Here is a 21,633-nt window from a genome sequence, read left to right as displayed (position 1 = left end):
GCTACTGGCGCCAGCTTTCTCCCAGCTTGCGGATGAGGCCGGCAAGCCACTCTGTGGCACCGGGATACTGGTCTATATCCAGCACGAACTCCTGTCCCCGGGCCGCACTCTGCAGGCGGCAATAGGTTGCCGGATCCTCCTTATCCGGCTCCCAGCGCCAGCGGTTGGTGTGATAGGTCAGTGGCTCCCGGCCCGGTTCGGGGTACAGGCATTTGGGCAGTCGCCAGGCCGATGGCCGGCTGGACCCCGGGTGGGTGAGGACCAGTCGCTCATCCAGGCGGGGGAAAATCCCGGCTCCGGGCAGCGATTGTCCTTGGCCGGGCAGGGCAGCCCGGTCCCCGCTGATGTAGAGCGTATTGTTGGCGTCAGGGCCGAGATTGAAATGGGGGTGGTAGCGGGCCCAGCCAAGCGTATTTCCCTCCAGCTCGTCTACCGCGGCCACCCGCCCGACGGCCATCCATCCCCAGAGTATGTGCCGCGCCGGCGAACCTTTTACGAAGTGCCACTGCCCGCCGGCTTTTTCCACCGGACGGAACAGCCCGAAGTACAGGAACAGGTCGCCCCCGGTTACTCCCCGGCGACGCAAGTGGCCCTGGGCCGCGCCGGTCTGCCCCAGGAGTGGTCTCCAGCCTCGTTCGCGAGCCAGGGCATCCCGGTACATATCCGGGTCCAGGTGGGCGCCCTCGTCTCCGGCATGGCGCCTGCGGGTCAGATCCTCCACCAGGCTGCCGATATTCTCCCCCGCGAACTCCAGTGCATTGAATGGGATTGTGGACAGGGGATCGGGTATCGGCAGTGGATACAGGGAACCATCGGGAAAGATCGGGCTGGGGCAGCCGCCGGCAGAGGAGTCGAAGCCCTTGCGGCTGAGTATCAGGCGCATCTATTCCTCTTCAGTTCGGGGTGCTCGGTATGAGAGTACGCGAGCTTAACCCCGAAAAGTGGGAGAGGGAAGTGCAGCCTGTAGGGCTTCCGGTGGATACTGCTAGATGGGTTGTGGCCTGTAGTTGCCCGTACCTGGTGCCGGAGGTGGCTCCTGCTCGTGAGTGCGAGCCTGGCGGAGGATGCGAAGGTTGTGCCGCGCGACACTATCCTCATTGTTCAGTGCCAGTGCGTGTTGGTAGCTCTTCCTGGCGAGCTCTAGCTGCCCACTTCGACGATAGACTGTGCCCAGGCCCGCCCAGAGATAACTGGCCTCTTCATTATTCAGGATCGCCTCCCGGCTATAGTGGAAAGCTTCGGCGTATTCCTCGCGGCGTACCGCCTCCATGGCGAGATTGTTGAGGTAGATGGCATAAGCCTCCCGGTCACTCAGCTGTGACAGATATTTCCCTGCAAAGATACGGAAATCCTCTTCGATGACATAGGGCCTGCCATCCGATATGACCACCGCATTAATATGGCGGATATTCTGCACATACCCCGATTCAGCAGTATTCGCCGCCAGTTGCTGGCGCACCGGTATGGCTGCCTGGTTGAGTCGAGCCTCGGCACCCAGGTAGCGTGCCATGCTCACCACCATGGCAGCGAAAGATACGCAGTTGCCACGTTTTTCGGAAAATGCCTCGGCGGCAGAAGCCGTCTGGTTCAGGTCGTAGTGGAGTCGAAAATCCTTCGCCTTGAGGTCTTTCAGGACAGCGTTCAGACGCACTATGGGAGAATTACCGACGCCAACACGGTCCAGGTAGGCACGCATCTCGCTGCTGACAACAAACAGTTCGCGGCCCGTGATACGACGTCCCTTGCCTCTCTCATTGAGGGTCGGGTGTCCCTCCAGTAGTTGGCCGGTATTGATCCCGGTATTGGCTTTTGCATTAGTGGTCGCTGCCTGCGTGCAGCCGCTGGCCATGACAGCCAGCAAAAAAATCATCCATCGCATTGTTCACGAGCCTCCCTGTCAAACACGTAATAGGATTGCATCGGGAACCGGATTGGTTGCACTGTTGCGGTGAAGCACAGCGTCAGAGCGGTGAGTGGGAATTTGGTGAAATGCGGTGTCAGAGGGGCATCTTTGGTGCTGACCACAACGCATCTGGCACCGCGGTTATTTCGTCGTTCTTACCGAAGTGTCTGCCTTGTCCAGGCAGTTGTGGCGCGAACCTTGCGTCATGTTTTCTGCAAAGCACCAGGCCCCCTTATTTGGGCAGCTCCAGGTTCGGCTGGGTGTATAAGGCCGTGTTTGCCGCCAGGTTCCGGGATCACTCAGGGGCGGAAGAGGGCACGACTTCTTCCCTGCTATAGGGGGGAACCTCGAAGCTGAGTCTCTGCTGCACGCCTTTTACCGGAACAGCCTCGCCATTAATCACCCGGGGCAGGTACCGGTGGTGGCTGACGGCGAAAAGGGCAACCCGATCAAATACCCCGGCAGGAGAGGAAGTGATAATCCTCGGGTTTTCAGTGTGACCGCTTTTATCGATATCGAATTCCACTACTACCTGCCCATCCAGGCGCTGCTCAAGGGCATCAATCGGATAAAAGAGTGATCCCTCACGAATCAACCAGTATTCACCATCTATCTGTTCCGGCGCCGGCGCAGCGAGAATACTGCCGTGGAACATATTTGTGTAGACATTGCGGTATTCATCCAGCATTCGTTGCAGAAAGGCTGACTCATCGATTTGCGTACTATTGAGTGTCTGCTCCGCTGAAGCAATCTGCCGCGCTGCACCCTCCCGGTCACCATGGAACAGGTAGCAGCGCACGCGGTAGACGCTGTGCCATGGAGCCTCAACCTTCTTGCGCTTTTCCGCACAGGAAACTTCATGGGCGTATTGTCGTGACTGTGATGTCGAACAGGCGACCAGGGTGATTGCCAGGGCTGCGGCAATTATCCTGCACAGGGAGACTGTATCGGTGCTCAGTACACTGGCATACCGTCCAGGGCTGCCGTGCTGTTGCCTATAAATCCATTTCATGGAGGGTGATTTCGCTCGCATCGGTATTGGTATCGCCGGATTCCTGTGCCTGGCGGATGGCGGCACGCAGAGCGATAACCGTATCCTTGAATGACTTGCGATTCTGGATTGTGTCATCGGCCGCGACCATAGCCTTGAGCGCGCCTGTGGCAGCCCGGAATTTCCCCTGCCGGGTATAGCATCTAGCCCCGGTTAGCATTGCCGTCCAGCTTTCCAGCGTTCCCGCCTCATCCATGAACATGGCCTGGTCCAGGGCAGTGATGGCCTGTTGGCAGTCGCCCATGCGGTAGGCTGCGACTGCTGCACCACGATAGGCCCGGGCGGTGGGCTCGGCGTGCAGGGCAGCCAGCAGGCTGCGGTAAGCTTCCTGGGAATTGCCCTCGGACAACAATACTTCGCCATATAGGGTGGCCGCCCCGGGCTTCTCGGGATAAGCGCTCATCGCTTCCCGCAGGACCTGCTTGGCTACCTCCGGCTTGCCGCCGGCCAGGTAGATACGTGCCCGCAGCAGCTCCGCAGGTTCCGCGTAATCCCCGAAGTCATCCTCATTCGCCAACAGTTGCAGCCCCGCGTTCAGCTTACCGGTGGCGGCATAGAGTTCCGCTGCCTTGAGGCGGGTGAACGGGTCACTGGTACACTGTTCTGGTAGTCGGTTGATGCCCGCGAGCATGTCCGCGTCAGACTTGCCGTAGGCGAGGATGGCCTCGGTGCGGGCCCGGCAGTCATCGGCCCCGTGGGCCAGTGTGGCTAGGCCGGTCAGTAGTATGGAGATAATAAAGCGCATGGCACATCCTTGTTGCGATAAAGGTAGTTGAGGGGCCGGAAAGGCATCTGGCTCCCGAAAAAGCGGCGGTGCCGTTGATCCCGGCACCCCCCGCTGGCTAGAAGTCGATACCTGTACACCGCTGGCTCTGCTGTCTGCGGTTTTTAAGGGCCTTGTCCAGTGTTGGCATCAGCTGTGGGTTGTTTTCGAGCGCAGCGCTGTAGTCACTGATGGTTTCCGGGGTGCAGACGATCGGCAGAATCGCGGCAAAGGCCTTATTGTAAAGAGTATCTGCCGACGCATTCACTTTCGGAATCGCACTGAATACCCGCTCACTCGATTGCTCGAACAGCGCGAGTTGCTCCGCCGGAAACAGGGAGTGGGCCGCAGCCCTGATCTGACTCAGTTTATACTGGTCGCGCCGCTCCAGTATGTTGTCCAGCCATTGCTGCTTGGCTTCTGGTTCTGGCCGAATGGCCTCTGCACGGATAGCGCTGTTGCGGGCGCGGTCGGTGTTATCCTGCTCGAGCTCGAACTTTACCAGAGCCTGGTAGTCGTCGTGCAGGTGACGGTTCAGTAACACGATCAGCTGCCAGCGCTTGTCCTGGTCGATGGCGAGTCCTGCGATGTCCAGCTCGCCGTCCAACAGCTTGCGGGCATTGGCCAGTGCCGTATCGGTATGGGCCACCTCGGTAAAGGCGTCGAGCCACGTTTTCTGCGCATCACTGCCGGCAGGGGCCTCGTTCAGCTGTTGCCAGATAAATTCCTCGATCCCCGCCAGTTGCGGACCGCGCGTGCCTGCGGGAATATCAAGACGGTGCAGGTATGCGTGCGCAGACTGCAGGTGACCACTGATCGCGCGGATAACATTGATGTCGTCCTCCGCCCCGGCATTCTCCAGTGCGAAATTGATCCACTGGCCGAGCGGCATCTTGCCGGCCAGGACACTGTCGTAAAGATTCTGCCACAGCATCAGGCGGGTGAAGGGGTTTTCGATATCATTGATGTGCTGTGAAAGCTGGCCCACGGTCTGTGGGTCCAGTTCCACCTTTACATAGCCCCAATCCTCGTCATTGGGGTTGAGGATCTGCGGGCATGGCAGGCCTTCCGCCGCCTCTACGTGAGTCTGATCCCCACGGTAGGTCACGGGCAGTGTTTCGACCCGGTTCATACTGCCGTCCTGCAAGCGGTAGAAGCCAAGCTGGACGCGTTGGTCCCGAAGCACCGGGTACTCCTCGGGCGCTGTCTGCTCAAGGGTCAATTCGGTGATGCTGTCATTCTCGCACTGGAAACTGGCGCGGATAGTGTTGACTCCAGGCTGGTACAGCCAGGCCCGGGTCCACTTTCCAAGGTCCTCGCCTGCTGCCTCTCCCAGGCTCCCCATAAAGTCCTGCAGGGTGGCATTGCCGTAGGCATATTCATTCAGGTAATTGCGCACACCCTGCTGGAACTCCTTTCTACCCAGGTAGAAAGGTAGTTGCTTCAGCACCGAACCGCCCTTGCCGTAGGTGATACCGTCGAAGTTGGAGAAGGCTTCCGCTGTATTGGCAACCGGCAGTTCGATGGGGTGGGTGGTGACCAGTTCATCGGAGTCGTAGGCCCACTGTTTGGTGCGCAGGTAAAAATTCTCCCAGACATCGGCAAACTCGCTGTTCTCCGCCAGCGCCAGGTAGGCCATGTAGGTGGCGAAGCTTTCCTTGAGCCACAGGCCGTTCCACCAGTCCATGGTGACCAGGTCTCCGAACCACATATGGGCCATTTCGTGGGCGATGACATTGGCGAGGCGCTGTCGCTCGGCCTGGGTCTTTTCCCCGCGGGAGACATAGGCCTCGTTGAAGGTGACTGCGGCTACATTTTCCATCGCACCGATGGTGAAATCAGGCACGATCACCTGGTCGTACTTGCCAAACGGATACTCGATGCCGTAGTAGTCCTGGAAGAATTCGAAAGACTGATTCGTAAAGGTGAACCAGTCATCCGGTTTTACATCGGGAGCCAGGGTCTGGCGTGCCATCAGGCGCAGAGGAATGCCATCCGCCTCACTTTCCCACACTCGGTAGGGGCCGGCATGCAGGGGAAAAATATAAGAGGAAAACTTCTTGGTCTGGGGGAAGTGCCAGAGCCTGTAATCATCTGCAGTGTCCTCGATCTTTTCTTCCCGAGCGGTGGTGACAACCTGCCATTCTGCCGGTGCCTTCACCTGTACGGTATAACGTGCCTTCAGGTCTGGTTGGTCAAAGTGGGGGAAAAACCGGTTGGCCTTGTAGGGTTCGAAGTGGGTGTACAGGTAGACATTGCCATCTTCCGGATCCTGGAAACGGTGCAGGCCAGAGCCATCACTAGAGTAAGGATGGCTGTAAGTAATGGTAATTTTATTGTCGCCCTGTTGAAGGTGTTCCGGGGCGATACTGATGAAATAGCCATTGTACTCGACCGGGATTTCCCTGCCGGACGCGATCACCGCTTCCACGCTGCCACCGGTGAAGTCGATAGTCAGTGGCTGCTCCGGAACTCGCGCCAGCCTGGTGTCGGCGGTCACGGTGCCGGTAAATGCTGGCCCTTCACTGGCCAGTGCTACTGAGATGGAATAATCCACGTCGGCGACCAGCTGCTTGCGCCATTTGGCATATTCGGCGGTCAGTTCAGGGCCGTCGGCACGGCTTACCACCGCGGCGGGGCTGCTCCTGTCCGGGCCGGTGACGGGGGACTCTGTGGGCTTGTCGGTCGCGCCCGCGCTGGACCTGGAGCCGGTGTCGCCGTGGTCACAGGCGGTGAGTATGGCGGCGGACAGCAGGGACGCGGTAAACAGGGACAGCTTTTTCATGGGCACTCCGGTATCTGTCTGCCCAGGGTCACATACCTGCGATGTGCGCACCGGTGACCAGGGCGATGTCTTTATTTTTCGTCGTTTTATATCACGCCATGCCTGCGGCTTCGAGGCATGGGGCAGTGCAAGTGGTCACTAATCGGCGGAAGCCCGCCATCATTGGGGTTGGTGGGGCCAGGTGCATACGGTGCCATTGAGCCGGTAATTGCCGTGCACGCCCGCTGATCGCCTACATTTCCCGGCCCGGGCCACGCTAAATGTGGTAGTGGTGGCAGTGGGACCGCTGCTCACCATGCTGGCGGATACCATGCTGCCCGAAGCCTATGAGGAGGAGCGCGACTGCACCGGTGCATTGGTGGTGACGGGATTTTCGGGCTCGATCGCCCTTTAGCCCGTTAGCATCCTGGTAGCAATTGTATGGCGCACTAAAAAAGGCCCCGGAGGGCCTTTTCGCTTGCCGTGCTCACTGGCGTGCTCAGCCTGCAGCCGGCTCTGCCAGCAGACGGGAGATGGCTATACAGCGCTGGTCGCCATGGCGGCGGTTCTTCAATGCTTTTTCCATCAGCGGGTTCAGCGCTTTATCGCCCTCCAGGACGTCAGTTAGCCGGGCAATACCCGCATCGCTGCAGTTCAGGGGGAATAGGCGTGAGAAGGTGCCGATATACTCCGGACTTGCGGTGGCGTTCACCGCATCGATAGCGGAGATAATGCGCTCGGCATTGTCCTTGTATAGCGCCACCTGTGAGGCCGGGAACAGGCTGCCGGCGGCGGCTTTGAGCTGGCTCAGCTTGAAATCATCGCGGTGCTCGACAATATTCTCCAGCCACTTGGTCTTGACCTCCGGCAATGGGCGCACGGCTTCGGCAGCGATGGCGTTCAGGCGGGAGCGGTCGGAGTCGTCTTTCTCCAGCTCGCGCTGGATCGCCTGTTCGAAGTCCTCGTACAAGTGCTCGTTCTGCAGGTACACCAGGTCCCAGCGCTTGTCCGGATCCAGGTCCAGGCCGTCCACTTTCAGCTCGCCCATAAGCAAATCGCGGGCATTCGCCAACGATTCTTCACTGTGCGCGACGTTGGTGAAGGTGCCGAACCAGGTTTTCTGGGCATCACTACCGGCGTCGGCCTGTTGCAATTGTTGCCAGGCGAAGTTCTCGATGGCCAGCTGCAGACCCTTGCGGCGCTCCTCGTCCATCTCCATCTGCGCCAGGTACGTGTATGCACTGCCCAGGTGACGGGCGATCATGCGGATCACGTTGATATCCCGCTCGGTTCCCGCATTCGCCAGCACGAAGTGGATATATTCGTCCAGTGGCAGCTTGGCGTCATAGACACTGTCATACAGGCTCTGCCATAGCATCAGGCGGGTAAACGGCTTCTCGATATCGTTGATGTGTTCTGACATGTTTTCCACCGATACCGGGTCCAGGTTTACCTTGGCAAAGGCCCAGTCGCCCTCATTGGGGTTAAGGATCTGCGGGCAGGTGAAGCCTTGTGCGGCGGCGACCTCGGTCTTCTCACCTTTGTACATTACCGGCAGTGTCTCGGAGAGCACCATGCTGCCGTCTTCCATGTTATAGAAGCCCAGCTGTGTGCGTTGTTCGCGCAGGGTCGGGTATTCCTGCGGCGCGGCCTGAAACAGGGTCAGGCTGGTAACCTTGCCATCCTCACACTGGAAGCTGGCTTCGATGGTATTCAGGCCGGCCTGGTACAGCCACTGCTGCTGCCACTGGTCCAGGTCCCTGCCGGCGGCCTTACCCAGGTGGCCCATAAAGTCGTCCAGGGTTGAGTTCTGGTAGGAGAGCTCCTTCAGGTAATTGCTCACACCCTTACGGAATTCCTCCTTGCCCAGGTAATAGGGCAGCTGCTTGAGGATGGAGCCACCCTTGCCATAGGTGATGCCGTCGAAATTGGCAAAGGCTTCGTCGGTATTTTGCACCGGCAGTTGTATGGCGTGGGTGGTAGGCAACTGGTCGGACCAGTAGGCCCATTGCTTGGTGCCCAGATAGAAATTTTCCCAGGTATTCTTGAACTCACTGTTCTCAGCTACGGCCAGGTTGGCCATGTAGGTCGCAAAGCTCTCGTTCAGCCAAAGGTCGTCCCACCAGTTCATGGTTACGAGGTCACCAAACCACATATGGGCCATCTCGTGGGCGATGACATTGGCCAGGCGCATGCGCTGGGCCTCGGTTTTTTCCCCGCGGGAGACGTAGGCCTCGTTGAAGGTTACCGCGCCGACGTTTTCCATCGCGCCGGCATTGAAATCAGGCACAATCACCTGATCGTATTTGCCGAACGGGTAGTCCACCTCGAAGTAGGGTTGGAAGAATGCGAATGACTGCTTGGTAAAGGTAAACCAGTCCTCCGGTTTGACATAATCAGCGAGGCTCTGGCGAGCCATCAAGCGCAGGGGAATGCCGTCGGCATCGTCTTCCCAGACGCGGTAAGGACCGGCGTGCAGGGAGAAAATATAGGAAGAGAATTTCGCGGACTGCGGGAAATGCCAGTGATTGCGCTCGCCGTTCTGTTTTACCGCCTTCTCGCGCGTGGCGCTGATGACGATCCAGTCCTTCGGCGCGGTGACGTTCAGGGTATAGCGGGCCTTCAGGTTGGGCTGGTCGAAGTGCGGGAACAACCGGTTGGCATCATAGGGTTCGAAGTCGGTGTACATGTACACACGACCGTCTTCCGGGTCCTCAAAGCGGTGCAGGCCGGAGCCGTCAGTGGAATAGGGGTGCTGGTAATTGATCGTGATTGCGTGAGTGCCAGCCTGCAGGTGTTCCGGGGCGATGCTGATAAAGTAGTCGTTGTACTCGAACGGGACTTCCTGCCCGTCCACCATTACTGCGCTGACACTGCCGCCTGCGAAATCGATGGTCAGTGGCTGGTCCAGGGCCTCATTCAGTGTGGTCTTGGCGACCACCTGGCCGGAAAAGCTCTCGCCCTTGGCGTCCAGCGTGACGGACAGCTCATAGTCCACCGCTGCCACCTGCTGCTTACGCACCCTGGCATAGGCTTCGGACAGGCCCGGTGCCTCGGTGCGGACCGACGGTGGTACTGCCTCTGAAGCTGTTGGGTTATTGCCTGATTCCTGGCCGCAGGCGGCGAGCATTGCACTGACCAGCAATGTGGTCGCAAATTTCCCGTTTCCTATCATGGTCATCCCCCCGGATGTTTGTTGCTTTGGTATTTGTAACTGCGCGGTTATAACACAGCTGATCAAAAAAAATCGGTCACTTATCTCAGGATAAAGGCCATCTATCGTTAAGATTCGGCCGGACTTGCCGGCTGCCCCGAGCCCTCCCTTCCGCGTCACTGACTGCCGTGATGTCCGGGCGCAGCCTGGCCACCGGAAGGGCATGGCTTCTCCTGTGGCGGCACAAAAATTTCGCGCCCGTAGTCCACTACTGGCCCGGTAAGCCTCTTTTATCCTGCCCAGCCGGCAGCGCCGGGAAAAATTCTGGGTGGACTGGCTTAAATAAGTTGACTAGGTGGGATGAGATTGCCGAAAAATTCCATCTATATGAAAGGAGGAGTGCAACCCAACATATATTGAAAAGTAGCAAAATAATTACCGCTAAATATTAGATCTGGGTAATTGCTTGTAATAAAACATGGTTTTAATGGATTTTTATCCTAGGTAGAATTTTGCGAAACAATAAGGATGTTGGGGTTTTTGGGGTGAAAGGTCTGTTCCGTCACCAGGCGGTCGATGCGCAGCGCGAAAGGCTGTTGGGGGAAATATCCCTGGCGCAGCCTGTATCAATGCAGGTGACGCTAACCTGTATTGTCTTCCTGGTCGTCCTCGTTCTTCTGTTTCTCTCTGTTTCAAATTATTCAAGAAAGGAAACCGTTCACGGATACCTTAATCCGAGTCACGGCGTGCTCAAGGTATATTCAAAGCAGGGCGGAACGCTGGAGAACTTGCATGTTTCCGAAGGCAAGTATGTGCAGAAAGGAGATGACCTGGCGACTGTAGTCCTGACCATGAATTCAATATCAGGAGAAAGTGTCGCAAAATATGGTATCGAAAAGCTTCAGGAGCAAATAGAAAGCATTGGAAGGGAAAGGGAAAATTACCTGTATATTTTTTCCCGGGAAAAGGAAAAACTCCAGAGAAGAATAAAAAATGCGAGGGAGACACTGGTGGCAGTCATTCGGCAGGAAGAGTTGGCCCGCCAGAAAGTCGCGCTTATAAGTGGGGAGTCCAAAAAATACCAATCACTGCATTCGCAGGGATATATTTCAGAAGCTGACCTGAAGGCCCTTGAAGAACGATCGATCGCCGCAAGGCAGGATCTGGAGAGGCTGACATCGTCCAGGATTGGTCTCAAGTCAGATCTTAATACCTACGAGTCGGATCTCGAAATACTGCCCGCCCAGAAAAAAATTAAGCTTGCAGAGTATCGTCAACGTGAATCAGGGCTTCACAATCAATTGATCCAGGCGCGTAGCAATTACAGGCACGTGATTAAAGCACCAAAGAGTGGCGTGGTTACAGCGATACAGGTTGTGGAAGGTGAATTTGTAACGTCTGCGCGGCCAATGATGAGCGTAATACCGGAAGAGTCAGACCTATTGGCGGAACTATTTTTGCCGACCAGGTCGGCTGGCTTTGTAAAGGTTGGTGATACCGCCAAGATTCGTTTTGATGCATTTCCATACCAGAGGTTTGGCTTCCTACAGGCTGAAATTGTTCAGATTGATAAAGCCCTTATTTCAAAGGCGGATGCCAACCTGCCATTTCAACTCTCCGAACCGGTGTACCGGTTAAAAGCCAGACTCGATCAGCAGGAAATTGATGCTTATGGTGATAGCTACCCCTTGAAAGCAGGAATGTTGTTCGAGGCCGATATCATATTGGACCGGCGCTCATTGCTGGATTGGTTCCTGAATCCCATCTATAGCTTGAAGGGGCGGGTAGGTTGATGAATGCTTCAGCATTGAGTAGAGAACAGTCCCCTACAGAGCTCCTGGAATTTTCAGGCTTTCGCCGGGTTCCACTTGTACTGCAGGCGGAGATTGCAGAATGCGGTCTTGCATGCCTTGCTATGGTTTCCAGTTTTCACGGCCGCAAGATGGATTTGACCGCTTTGCGGCAGCGATTTACTGCAAACCTGAAGGGGATGAACCTGCAGCAGTTAATCCAGTTGGCCGATTCCATTGGTCTTGCGGGAAGGCCGCTCAAATGTCCACTGGAGGAAATCGGCAAGCTGCAGCTGCCTTGTGTATTACATTGGGACCTTAATCATTTTGTGGTCCTGACCGGTGTAAAAAAGAAAAAAGTTTCGATCAATGATCCCGCTGCGGGCAAGCGGGTCATGAGCCTGGAGGAGTTTTCCCGTCATTACACCGGGGTTGCGCTGGAGCTTAATCCAGCTAGTAACTTCGAAGCGCAGGACGATCGGCGCCAGATGAAGTTGAGTCAGCTCTGGAGTCGGCTGACTGGGCTTTGGCAGGTCCTCACGTCACTGCTGGTTTTCTCGCTGTTACTGCAATTGTTTGCGCTAGCAATGCCCTACTATATGCAGTGGGTCGTTGATGAGGTTCTGGTCAGCTTTGATAAGCCCTTGCTTATCGTTTTGGCGATAGGCTTTGGCCTTGTTGTCTTGATCAACGTAATGACAACTATCGCCCGTAGCTGGCTTGTGCTACGGGTTTCAAGTCTCTTGAACATGCAGATGGGGGTAAATCTCCTTCGACACTTACTAAGATTACCCCTTGACTACTTTGAAAAACGACATGTCGGTGACCTGGTGTCACGGTTCGGTTCCCTTGCCCAGATTCGGGAGCGCTTGACTACAGGCATTGTAGAGACGGTGGTCGATGCAGTGATGTCGATTGCAGTCATTGTCATGATGCTTATATACAGTGCGAAGCTTACCGCTTTGGTGGCTGTTTTTATTGCCCTGTATGCGTTGTTGCGATTCTCATTGTATCGGCCATTTCATCGCGCGACCGAAGAAAAGATCCAGGCAAGCGCGAAAGAGCAAACCAATTTTCTGGAGAATGCCCGGGCCATTCAAACAATCAAGTTGTTCACAAGTGAATCGCAGAGACAAAGTATTTGGCAAAACCGGTATGCTGAGGTTATCAATGCCGAGATCCGGCTGGGTAAGCTCAGGATAAGCTTCGATGCTGCAAATAAGTTTCTTTTTGGGCTTGAGAAGATAGTTGTAGTTTACTTTGCTGCTCTCATGGTTATGGATGGCAACCTTACCATCGGTATGGTGCTTGCCTTCATAGCTTATAAAGACCAGCTGATTGAACGTATATCAAGCTTTATTGAGCAGTTGATAGAGTTCCGGATGTTGCGTCTTCACCTTGACAGGGTTTCTGACATCGCTTTACACGAGCAAGAGAAAAATAGGGAAGGTAGCTCGACACTGAATGAGGTTCTAGGTGAGTTGATCCTGGAAGATGTTCACTTTAGATACAGTGAAAGCGAGCCGGAGATCCTGAGTGGAATTAACCTGAAAGTGCGCGCGGGTGAGTCAGTTGCCCTGACTGGCCCATCAGGTTGTGGCAAGTCAACCTTGATGAAGATCATGCTGGGGTTATTGCGACCAACCAAAGGCCGCGTTCTCCTGGATGGACAGGATATCAATGCGATAGGCCTGCTTGAATACCGCAGACAGGTCGCGGCCGTGATGCAGGATGATACGCTTTTGTCCGGATCGGTCGCAGATAATATTACCTTCTTTGACCCCGTACCCAACCTCATAAGAATGCAAAAATGTGCTCATCTTGCGGCTATTTCGCAGGATATCACCAGGCTTCCTATGGCTTACGACTCGCTGGTTGGAGATATGGGCTCACAATTTTCCGGCGGCCAGAACCAGAGACTCCTTTTGGCGCGAGCGTTATACCAGCAGCCGAGTATTCTATTTCTCGATGAGGCGACCAGTCACCTGGATGTCCGGAATGAATCGATTGTCAGTACGCAGATTGAGCGGCTCTCTATGACAAGAGTAATAATTGCCCATCGTCCAGAAACAATTAAACAGGCGGAGACAATCTATCGATTGGAGAATGGACACCTCTGTGAGGAAGAGGATACCGAAAGCGTAGCCAGGCATATCTAAACGATCTGGCTGAAGAATTTGGCTGCAGTACCTGCTTATGCAGGGAGCCAAAACCGGGAGCAGAAGCTATGGCTTATCTCCCTGAACTGGAGCCTGTGGGGGGAATCAAGAACCATCCCTGGGCATTGGAAACTATGACATAAGGAAGATGTTATGTTGGAACTTACGCTCGAAGAGCAGGTGGAAGTCAATGGTGGCTTTGTCTGCGGTGGTCTGTGTGTGGGCGCGGCGGCCTTTGCTGCTGGTGCTCTCTTCGGGGCCGGCCTGGTTATCGGCTATAAATCTGAAGCCAAGTAGTAAGGATGTATGTCATGAACACTAATATTGAATTGATGGCAGAGAACGAGCTTCAGCTGGTTAATGGCGGTATCGTCTGCGGCGGGCTTTGCGTAGGTGGCCTTTTTGCCCTCGGCACACTCGTCGGCGGCGGTATTGCTTACCTGGCACTTGATTAAATATAAGATTGTTAAGGAAATACAATGAAAGAATTGACTGTTGTTGAAGCTACCCAGGTTAATGGTGGATTTGTTTGCGGTGGCCTTTGCGTAATTGGCGCAATTTCCGCTGGTATCGGTTTTATGACTGCCGGTATCTCTATCGGCGCGGCAGTAGCCAAAGCGACTAATTAATCGCTTCTGATGAGCATTCACGGCTGCAGACGTGAGTGCTCTGAACTTCTCGGAGGGTGTGAAAATGCAAAACCTGGTTTCTGAATTTCTCAGTAATCGTACGAGCGGTGAAGTCACGCTTATGGCTATAGGTCTTGGAGTGGTTTTCCTGTTCCTGGGGGTTAAGGTAGGGCAGATGGCTGCTCACCTGGTCAACATGCTTTAGTGGTGGGTGGGAAAAAATGGATAGTTGCTATGATGTAGTGGTGATCGGGGGTGGGCCAGCGGGAATGTCGGCTGCCCTGGTCATGGCGCGGGCACTGGTCAAGGGCTGTGTTATTAATGATGAAACTCCCCTCGAAAAGTTCCAGGATCCGACATACAACTTCATTACCAATGACGGGCTTTCCAAGTGTGAAATCCTGGAAAAATCAAAGTCCGATATCGGACGCTACGACAATTTCAGTTACATCGATGATCTGGTCGAGGAAGTTGGGATTGACATAGATGGCTATCGTATCCGGCTGAAGAGCGGTCTCTCCCTTCGGGCAGGGAAAGTGATATTTGCCCTGGGTGATAAACTTGATCCCTCGTCACTCGGGATTGAGGGTATTGAATCCATATGGGGGCGTTCCCTCTTCACCTGTCCATATTGTCATGGATATGAGATTCAGGGGAAGGACGTGGTTGTTCTTTTCCAGGGGCAGGCCGACGTCAATCTCATCAAGTTGCTCGGCATCTGGGCCGGGGCGATCAGGGTGTTTGTGGGGCCGGGAGTGGAGCCGCGAGATGTGTTTGCTGCGATTGGCCGGGTAGCCGAGAAAACGGACGTTTCGGAGGCAAGAATAGCCAGCGTAAACTCAGAAAGCGGCCAGCTGAAAAGCCTCATTACTGAGGAGGGGGAGGTCATCCCGGCGGATGCAATCTTTGTGTCCGACATGGAATCCCATCCAAATCACCTGATCGACAGTATCTATACCAGTAAAAAACTGAACCCGATGACGAACAGGGAGCTGTATGAAACTGACCAGTTCGGGCGTACCGGTTTGGGTGACGTGTTTATTGTGGGGGATGCAAAGACGCGCTTTTCGACGCTTATAGGCGCGGCGCATGAAGGCTTTATCGCCGGGGTGATGGTAATCAACGATCTCCTGGATAATCCGGCATAGAGCACTTGTTGCAGGACCTGGCCGGGTAGCCGGCAGGGGGAGCCAACCGCATCGGTGATGCGGTTGGCCTGAGCTTATTCAGTTACTCGGGAACGAGAACTGGGCCCCCTCACGCACACCACTGGACGGCCAGCGCTGGGTGATGGTCTTGCGGTTGGTGTAGAAGCGCACACCGTCCGGGCCGTAGGTGCCCAGGCTACCGAACAGCGAGCGCTTCCAGCCGCCGAAGCTGTGGTAGGACACCGGCACCGGCAGCGGTACATTGATGCCCACCATCCCCACCAGGATGTTGTCGCTGAAGTACCGGGCGGCCTCACCGTCGCGAGTAAAAATGCAGGTACCGTTGCCGTATTCGTGGTCGTTGATCATCTCCATGGCTTCTTCCATGCTCGCGGCGCGTACCACCAGCAGCACCGGCCCGAAGATCTCCTCCTCATAGCAGGTCATGCCCGGCTTCACATTATCGATCAGGGTACCGCCGACAAAGAAGCCGTTCTCATAGCCCTTCACCTGCGGATCGCGGCCATCCACTACGATAGTGGCTCCCTGCTCCGCAGCACTGGCGATATAACCGTCGACCTTGTTCTTGTGGGCCTCTGTGATCACCGGGCCGAAATCGTTACTGCTGTCGGTGTAGGCGCCCACTTTCAGCTTTTGCATTGCCTCACTCATTTTGCCAACCAGCGCATCCGCAGCCTCGTCGCCCACGCACACGGCGACTGACAGGGCCATGCAGCGCTCGCCGGACGAGCCGAAGGCGGCCCCGGTGAGAGCGGCGACGGCGTTGTCCATATCGGCATCGGGCATCACAATGGCATGGTTCTTGGCGCCGCCCAGGGCCTGGCAACGCTTGCCGTGGGCACTGGCAGTGGCGTAGACATACTCGGCAATCGGGGTGGATCCCACAAAGCTCACCGCCTGCACGCGCTCGTCAGTCAGCAGGGTATCCACTGCGACCTTATCGCCGTTGACGACATTGAGCACGCCGTCGGGCAGGCCGGCTTCCTGCATCAGCTGGGCCAGGAACAGCGCGGCGGACGGGTCGCGCTCGGAGGGCTTGAGTACAAAGGTGTTACCGCACAGGATGGCCAGCGGGAACATCCACAGTGGCACCATGGCGGGGAAGTTGAACGGCGTGATGCCGGCCACCACGCCCAGCGGCTGCATTTCGCTCCAGGAGTCGATGTCCGGCCCTACATTGCGGCTGTGCTCGCCTTTCAGCAGGTTGGCGCCACCACAGGCGTATTCGACATTCTCGATACCGCGGGTCAGCTCGCCCATGGCATCGTGGGAGATCTTGCCGTGCTCCTCGCCAATCAGGGCACAGATCTTGCCGGCATTCTCTTCCAGCAGATGCTTGAAGCGGAACATGATCTTGGCCCGCTTGGCCGGGGGGGTGCGGCGCCAGGCGGGGAAGGCGGCCTGGGCCACGGCGATGGCCTCTTCCACGGTATCCTTCGCGGCAATCGCCACCTGTTTGGTGACTTCGCCAGTAGCCGGATTGAAGACGTCCTGGGTGCGCTCGGCGGCCTCGCTGACCTGCCCGTTGATGTAATGACCCACAATATTCATGAGTAAACCTCTTTCTATTCTTAAATTTTCTGATCTGTTTTTATTGGTAACGCCGGTGACTATAACCCCGGGGCGCAGCGCGTTGCCCGGGCTTCTTGCCGGGCGCTTCCCTCACTGGGAGTCGGCAACCTGCTTGATAACATCGCCCAGGGCGCTGACCAGGTTATCGATCTCTTCCGGCTGGGCCACAAAGGGCATACCCAGCTGCACGGTGTCCCCACCGTAGCGCACATAGAAGCCTTTCTCCCACATCTTCATCGCAATCTGGTAGGGCCGCAGCAGCGGTTCGCCCGCTGCCGCCTCGATGGTCAGGCCCGCGGCTACGCCGCAGTTGCGGATATCTGTGACCAGTGGCGTACCGCGCAGCTGGTGCACACGGTCTTCCAGTATCGCGGCCAGCTCGCCTGCGCGGGCAAACAGGTTTTCCTTTTCCAGGATTTCCAGGGACGCCAGGGCCGCAGCACAGGCCACCGGGTGAGCGGAATAGGTGTAGCCGTGGGGCAGTTCCAGCAGGTAGTCGTGGCCACCCTGCTCCATAAAGGTGTCGTAGATCTCCTGCCGGGCGATCACTGCGCCCATGGGCACGGCGCCATTGGTCAGCTGCTTGGCGGTGTTGATGATGTCCGGTGTCACGCCGAACGCCTCGGCGCCGGTGGCGGCGCCCATGCGGCCGAAGGCGGTGATGACCTCGTCGAAGATCAGCAGGATATTATGCTGGTCACAGGTTTCGCGCAGGCGCTGCAGGTAGCCCCGGGGCGGCGGCAGTACCCCGGCGGAACCGGCCATGGGTTCGACGATCACCGCGGCGATGTTGGAGGCATCGTGCAGGGCCACCAGCTCCAGCAGCTCATCCGCCAGGTGCGCGCCCTCATCGGGCATTCCCTTGCTGAAGCGGTTCTCCGGCAACACCGTATGGGCGAGGTGGTCGGCATCCACCGCAGCGCCATAGAGAGCGCGGTTGGCGCCGATGCCGCCGACGCTGATGCCGCCGAAGTTCACCCCGTGGTAGCCCTTGGCGCGGCCGATCAGCTTCGTCTTTGACGGCATGCCCTTCTTGCGCCAGTAAGCGCGGGCGATCTTCAGCGAGGTTTCGGCGGACTCGGAACCGGAACCGGTGAAGAAGACCCGGTTCAGGCCCTCGGGCATGAACCGGGTGATACGCTCGGCCAGCTCGAAGGCTCCGGGGTGCCCGAACTGGAAGGCGGGGGAGTAGTCCAGCGTGGACAGTTGCCTGCTCACCGCCTCGGCGATTTCCGCGCGGTTGTGGCCAGCGCCACAGGTCCACAGGCCCGAGAGGCCATCGAAGATGCGGCGGCCGTCGGCACTGGTGTAGTAGCAGCCATCGGCGCCGGTGATGATACGGGGATCCCGCTTGAACTGGCGGTTGCCCGTGTAGGGCATCCAGTGGGCATCCAGCTGTGACTGGCTCAGCCCGGCGTACTTTTCACTCATTCTTATTCTCCCGGAATACGCGGATCTGTTGTGTCGATGGAGGGACTTTAGGTGAGTGTGAAAGTTGCATAAACTGCAAGTTATCGATCTTTAGTTTCATCAATATGCAACCAAGGTTCCGCGAGCTGCCCGGCCTTGTGATGAGGCTGGCCGGGGCCGTTCAGGGGCAGGCGCATGGGGGAAATATGGCACGTACACAGGCGGCCCTGCTGGGTCAGCTCTCCGACATCGACCTGCGCCTGCTGCGAGTCTTCCGGGCAGTAGCCGAGGCGGGAGGCTTCTCCGCGGCCGAGCTGGAGCTGAACGTGGGGCGCTCCACCATCAGCCGCCATATCAAGGACCTGGAAGTGCGGCTGGGAGTGACCCTGTGCCGGCGCGGACGCGGTGGTTTTGCGCTCACGGATGAGGGACGCCAGATCTACCAGGCGACACTAAAGCTGCTCGCCTCACTGGAGGCGTTCCGGGGCGAGGTGGCGGATGTGCACAAGCGCATGACCGGGCACGTATCCATCGCCCTGTTCGACAAGATGGTCACCAACCCCGCGGCCCATATCGCCGATGCCCTGCGTCACTTTGACGACCTGGCGCCGGAGGTTAGCCTGGATATTCACATCGAGCCGATCAACGAGATCGAGCGCGGGGTCATGGAAGGCCGCTTCCAGCTGGGGGTGATCCCGGCCCACCGCGCCTCCCCCAGCCTCGAATACCAGCACCTGTTCGAGGAGCAGATGTACCTCTACTGCGGCTGGCGCCATCCCCTGTTCGATACTGCGGATATCTCAATCGACGACGATGCAGTTCGTCGCTGCAAGTATGCCGGCCTGGGTTACCACTCCCCGAACATGGAAGTGGGTAACCGGCTGGGCCTGGAACGGGATATCACCGTCAACGACCAGGAGGCCATCGTCCATTGCCTGCAATCGGGCCGCTATATCGGCTACCTGCCCGATCACTATGGGGAAACGTTTGTAAAAAACGGGGAAATCCGGACGATCTGTCCGCAGCGTTACCAGTACCGGTGCGAGTTCGTGGCGATCCAGCGGATATCCCCGAAGCCCTCACGGATCGTGGCTACCCTGTGGGAGTGTCTTGCCGAAGCGCACGCTCACTGATGGGAGGGGGGCAGAATGCTTCATATTGCTGCGACCTGGCGCAACCGATCAGCCTTCTTCGCTGTCGACCGCCTCGCGCAGCTTGCCGAACACGTCGCGAATAAATTTCTTCGCCGCCGGCATCTTCTCGTCCAGCTCTGAACGCAGGGCCAGCAGATCCCGGTTATCCGGGCTGATGCGCAGGCCCCATTTCACGTTGTAGTCCGCACGCTCCAGGTCATCCTCGAGCAGTCCCGCGCGGGCGCGGCGGATATATTCCGCGGTCACCTGCCCGATCCCGGCTGTGGCCTGGGGGTTGTCGGGATCCAGGGTCAGGGCCTCGCGATAGTAGTGGATGGCATTGTCATCCTTGGGGCGGTGCAGGCGATCGTGCTCCAGTGCCTCTGCGCCAAGGATAACCAGTGCCTCGATGCGCTTCTTTGTTACCGCCCGCAGTCCCCGGGCCGCTGCTGGATTGTTGTCATCCAGCAGCAGTACCTGGCGGTAGTAATAGCGCGCGTTGTCCTGCTCGGGGGATATATAGCGGCCCTCTGCCAGCCCCTGCTCCGCGCGCTGCAGCAGTTCGCGGATCCTGCGGTCGGTCTCGCTCTCGTAGGTCAGTGCCATGATGACACATGCGATTGCCACCAGGCCGGCGCCGGCGCCGGCAAGGGGGACCATTTTCCCTTTCAGCCAGCGGGGGGGCACCAGTGCTGGCGCACGGGCAGTCGTGGTACGCACCCCGGCCGGGGCATCCGCCATTGTTGCAATGGTGTCCGCCAGCTCGTGACAGGACTGGAACCGGTCCGCCGGTTGCTTGGCCAGCATGGGGTCGAGCAACGGCTGCAGGTAGGCGAACTCGTCCGGCAGTGCCGGTATCGGTCGCTGGATATGGTTGATGGCGGTACTGGTATGGCTGTCACCCCGGTACGGGTTATAGCCGAGCAGCAGCTCCAGCAGGATGACGCCGAGGCTGTAGATATCGGTGGTGATATCCAGCGGTTGTCCCTGGGCCTGTTCCGGGCTGCTGTAGGCAGGGCTGCCCAGGCTGGAGCCCGCCTGGGTCAGGTCGGAATTGTTATCCACATCCTTGGCGATACCGAAGTCGGTCAGCACCGCCGTGCCATCCTCGCGGAAAAGGATATTGGCCGGTTTGACGTCGCGGTGGATGATGCCACGATCATGGACCACGGCCAGACCCTGGGCGATTTGCCGGATCAGCTGCAATATTGCGGCGGGCTCGCGAAAGTGGTGCCGGTTATCCGCCAGGTCGCCATCGCCCACATATTCCATGGCGATATAGTAATCGCCGTTCGCCAGGGTCGAGATATCGTGGATGGTAATGATGTGCGGGTTGGCCAGGCTGGCGATAAAGTGCGCTTCCTTGATGAAGCGCTCGTTGACACCATCTTCTGCGCTGTTGCGCAGTACCTTGATGGCCACCTTGCGGTTGAGGGATTCCTGGGTGGCAAGGTAAACCGAAGCCATTCCACCGTGGCCGATCTGCCCATGGATCGTGTAACCGGGAATGTGGATGTCGGGGTAATTCATAAGTGCCGGGCTTGCCTGCCATCAACCGAAGTCGCTTATCTGGTAACCAGATGCCAGTAACTTCTACTCTTGTACTATTGCGGGCAAGGATACCGTTCCGCCGGCGCCAGATAAACCGGGCACGCTGACCTGTTGCACTTTTATTTAAGCATTGGCTGCCGGCTAGGCCCCCCCATCGCCGCCACCGTCCCCGCCCCCCGCATGTTCTCCATGGGAAATACCCGGGGAGTCGGCAGAGGAGTAGTGGCTAACGGTCACGCGCTGATTCCGGCCAAAGGCAACGATCAGCCAGAGCAGGCTCGATATCAGGAAGAATGAAAAAATGACCGGGGCAATTCCCGATCGCATGACGTTATCCGACGCGACGTCGATCAGGTGCCAGGAGCCGACCAGTCCCGTGACATTGATAAGCAGTGCTTTCATCCGTAAATCCTTTTCCCCGGCGGAGGCGACCGGTCAGGTTTCCGGCACGCTGTGACGGCCGCTGTGCCACGTGTGTTCCTCTCTGGCATGTTTTATAGCATTCACGTACAAGTGGTACGAGCCGATGTAAGCCCCTGTAATTCTTTCGGGTACGATAGTGCAATTTGGTTGGGCGGGTAATTC

The 21,633-nt window shown here is 57.3% G+C and carries 18 protein-coding genes; 8 read left to right on the top strand and 10 right to left on the bottom strand.

What is annotated here, in order from left to right; all coding sequences use genetic code 11:
• Position 1 precedes the first annotated feature (1 nt).
• The 5 genes from LVD11_RS06315 to pepN (LVD11_RS06295) all read right to left on the bottom strand — a co-directional run bounded on the left by LVD11_RS06315 (position 2) and on the right by pepN (LVD11_RS06295) (position 6,502).
• Positions 2–883 (bottom strand): Nmad3 family putative nucleotide modification protein, encoded by an 882-nt coding sequence (locus LVD11_RS06315; RefSeq protein WP_237057309.1) that lies wholly within the window; start codon positions 881–883, stop codon positions 2–4.
• A 102-nt stretch (positions 884–985) separates the two neighbouring features.
• Complete coding sequence (locus tag LVD11_RS06310; protein ID WP_237057308.1) at positions 986–1,879, bottom strand: transglutaminase domain-containing protein; 894 nt, start codon at positions 1,877–1,879, stop codon at positions 986–988.
• A 319-nt stretch (positions 1,880–2,198) separates the two neighbouring features.
• The gene (locus LVD11_RS06305) at positions 2,199–2,915 is read right to left on the bottom strand and encodes an energy transducer TonB (RefSeq protein WP_237057307.1); all 717 of its coding nucleotides are present in this window, start codon (positions 2,913–2,915) and stop codon (positions 2,199–2,201) included.
• The gene (locus tag LVD11_RS06300; RefSeq protein ID WP_237057306.1) at positions 2,899–3,699 is read right to left on the bottom strand and encodes a tetratricopeptide repeat protein; all 801 of its coding nucleotides are present in this window, start codon (positions 3,697–3,699) and stop codon (positions 2,899–2,901) included. Before LVD11_RS06300 ends, LVD11_RS06305 begins: the two co-directional genes overlap by 17 nt.
• A 97-nt stretch (positions 3,700–3,796) precedes the next feature.
• Positions 3,797–6,502 carry an aminopeptidase N gene (gene pepN / locus LVD11_RS06295; RefSeq protein ID WP_237057305.1) on the bottom strand — a complete coding sequence of 902 codons (2,706 nt, stop codon included), beginning with the start codon at positions 6,500–6,502 and terminating at the stop codon, positions 3,797–3,799.
• A 271-nt stretch (positions 6,503–6,773) separates the two neighbouring features.
• On the opposite strand from pepN (LVD11_RS06295), the gene LVD11_RS16890 reads away from it, so the two are divergent.
• On the top strand, positions 6,774–6,896 hold the full coding sequence (locus LVD11_RS16890) for a hypothetical protein (RefSeq protein WP_255775409.1): 123 nt from the start codon (positions 6,774–6,776) through the stop codon (positions 6,894–6,896).
• A gap of 84 nt (positions 6,897–6,980) precedes the next feature.
• Here LVD11_RS16890 and pepN (LVD11_RS06290) read toward each other — a convergent pair whose 3' ends face one another.
• Positions 6,981–9,656 carry an aminopeptidase N gene (gene pepN, locus LVD11_RS06290; protein WP_237057304.1) on the bottom strand — a complete coding sequence of 892 codons (2,676 nt, stop codon included), beginning with the start codon at positions 9,654–9,656 and terminating at the stop codon, positions 6,981–6,983.
• A gap of 491 nt (positions 9,657–10,147) precedes the next feature.
• On the opposite strand from pepN (LVD11_RS06290), the gene LVD11_RS06285 reads away from it, so the two are divergent.
• The 6 genes from LVD11_RS06285 to LVD11_RS06260 all read left to right on the top strand — a co-directional run bounded on the left by LVD11_RS06285 (position 10,148) and on the right by LVD11_RS06260 (position 15,361).
• Entirely contained in the window at positions 10,148–11,428 is a 1,281-nt protein-coding gene (locus tag LVD11_RS06285) for a beta-barrel domain-containing protein (protein WP_237057303.1), read from the top strand.
• The gene (locus LVD11_RS06280; RefSeq protein WP_237057302.1) at positions 11,428–13,584 is read left to right on the top strand and encodes a peptidase domain-containing ABC transporter; all 2,157 of its coding nucleotides are present in this window, start codon (positions 11,428–11,430) and stop codon (positions 13,582–13,584) included. The genes LVD11_RS06285 and LVD11_RS06280 overlap by 1 nt, the downstream gene beginning before the upstream one ends.
• Before the next feature lie 153 nt (positions 13,585–13,737).
• Positions 13,738–13,881 carry a hypothetical protein gene (locus LVD11_RS06275; RefSeq protein WP_237057301.1) on the top strand — a complete coding sequence of 48 codons (144 nt, stop codon included), beginning with the start codon at positions 13,738–13,740 and terminating at the stop codon, positions 13,879–13,881.
• Positions 13,882–13,895: 14 nt separating this feature from the next.
• Positions 13,896–14,039, top strand: coding sequence for a hypothetical protein (locus tag LVD11_RS06270; protein ID WP_237057300.1), 144 nt, complete (start codon positions 13,896–13,898; stop codon positions 14,037–14,039).
• 24 nt (positions 14,040–14,063) lie between these two features.
• Positions 14,064–14,213 (top strand): hypothetical protein, encoded by a 150-nt coding sequence (locus tag LVD11_RS06265; RefSeq protein ID WP_237057299.1) that lies wholly within the window; start codon positions 14,064–14,066, stop codon positions 14,211–14,213.
• Positions 14,214–14,434: 221 nt separating this feature from the next.
• Positions 14,435–15,361, top strand: coding sequence for an NAD(P)/FAD-dependent oxidoreductase (locus LVD11_RS06260; protein WP_255775408.1), 927 nt, complete (start codon positions 14,435–14,437; stop codon positions 15,359–15,361).
• Between the two features lie 78 nt (positions 15,362–15,439).
• Here the strand turns inward: LVD11_RS06260 and LVD11_RS06255 are convergent, their stop codons facing one another.
• Positions 15,440–16,933: a CoA-acylating methylmalonate-semialdehyde dehydrogenase gene (locus tag LVD11_RS06255; RefSeq protein WP_237057297.1), complete on the bottom strand. Its 1,494-nt coding sequence runs from the start codon at positions 16,931–16,933 to the stop codon at positions 15,440–15,442.
• Positions 16,934–17,044: 111 nt separating this feature from the next.
• Positions 17,045–18,385 carry an omega-aminotransferase AptA gene (aptA, locus tag LVD11_RS06250; protein ID WP_237057296.1) on the bottom strand — a complete coding sequence of 447 codons (1,341 nt, stop codon included), beginning with the start codon at positions 18,383–18,385 and terminating at the stop codon, positions 17,045–17,047.
• Between the two features lie 185 nt (positions 18,386–18,570).
• On the opposite strand from aptA, the gene LVD11_RS06245 reads away from it, so the two are divergent.
• A complete protein-coding gene (locus LVD11_RS06245) occupies positions 18,571–19,497 on the top strand; it encodes a LysR family transcriptional regulator (RefSeq protein WP_237057295.1) in 927 nt (308 codons plus the stop codon).
• A gap of 48 nt (positions 19,498–19,545) precedes the next feature.
• Here the strand turns inward: LVD11_RS06245 and LVD11_RS06240 are convergent, their stop codons facing one another.
• Together LVD11_RS06240 and LVD11_RS06235 are read right to left on the bottom strand one after the other, a co-directional pair.
• On the bottom strand, positions 19,546–21,027 hold the full coding sequence (locus LVD11_RS06240; protein ID WP_237057294.1) for a serine/threonine-protein kinase: 1,482 nt from the start codon (positions 21,025–21,027) through the stop codon (positions 19,546–19,548).
• Between the two features lie 162 nt (positions 21,028–21,189).
• On the bottom strand, positions 21,190–21,450 hold the full coding sequence (locus LVD11_RS06235; RefSeq protein ID WP_237057293.1) for a hypothetical protein: 261 nt from the start codon (positions 21,448–21,450) through the stop codon (positions 21,190–21,192).
• Positions 21,451–21,633 lie beyond the last annotated feature (183 nt).

Origin of the sequence: Microbulbifer sediminum (genome assembly GCF_021729035.1) — a bacterium.
GTDB classification, from domain to species: Bacteria; Pseudomonadota; Gammaproteobacteria; order Pseudomonadales; family Cellvibrionaceae; genus Microbulbifer; species Microbulbifer sediminum.
This window is presented reverse-complemented; position numbering and strand designations above follow the sequence as displayed.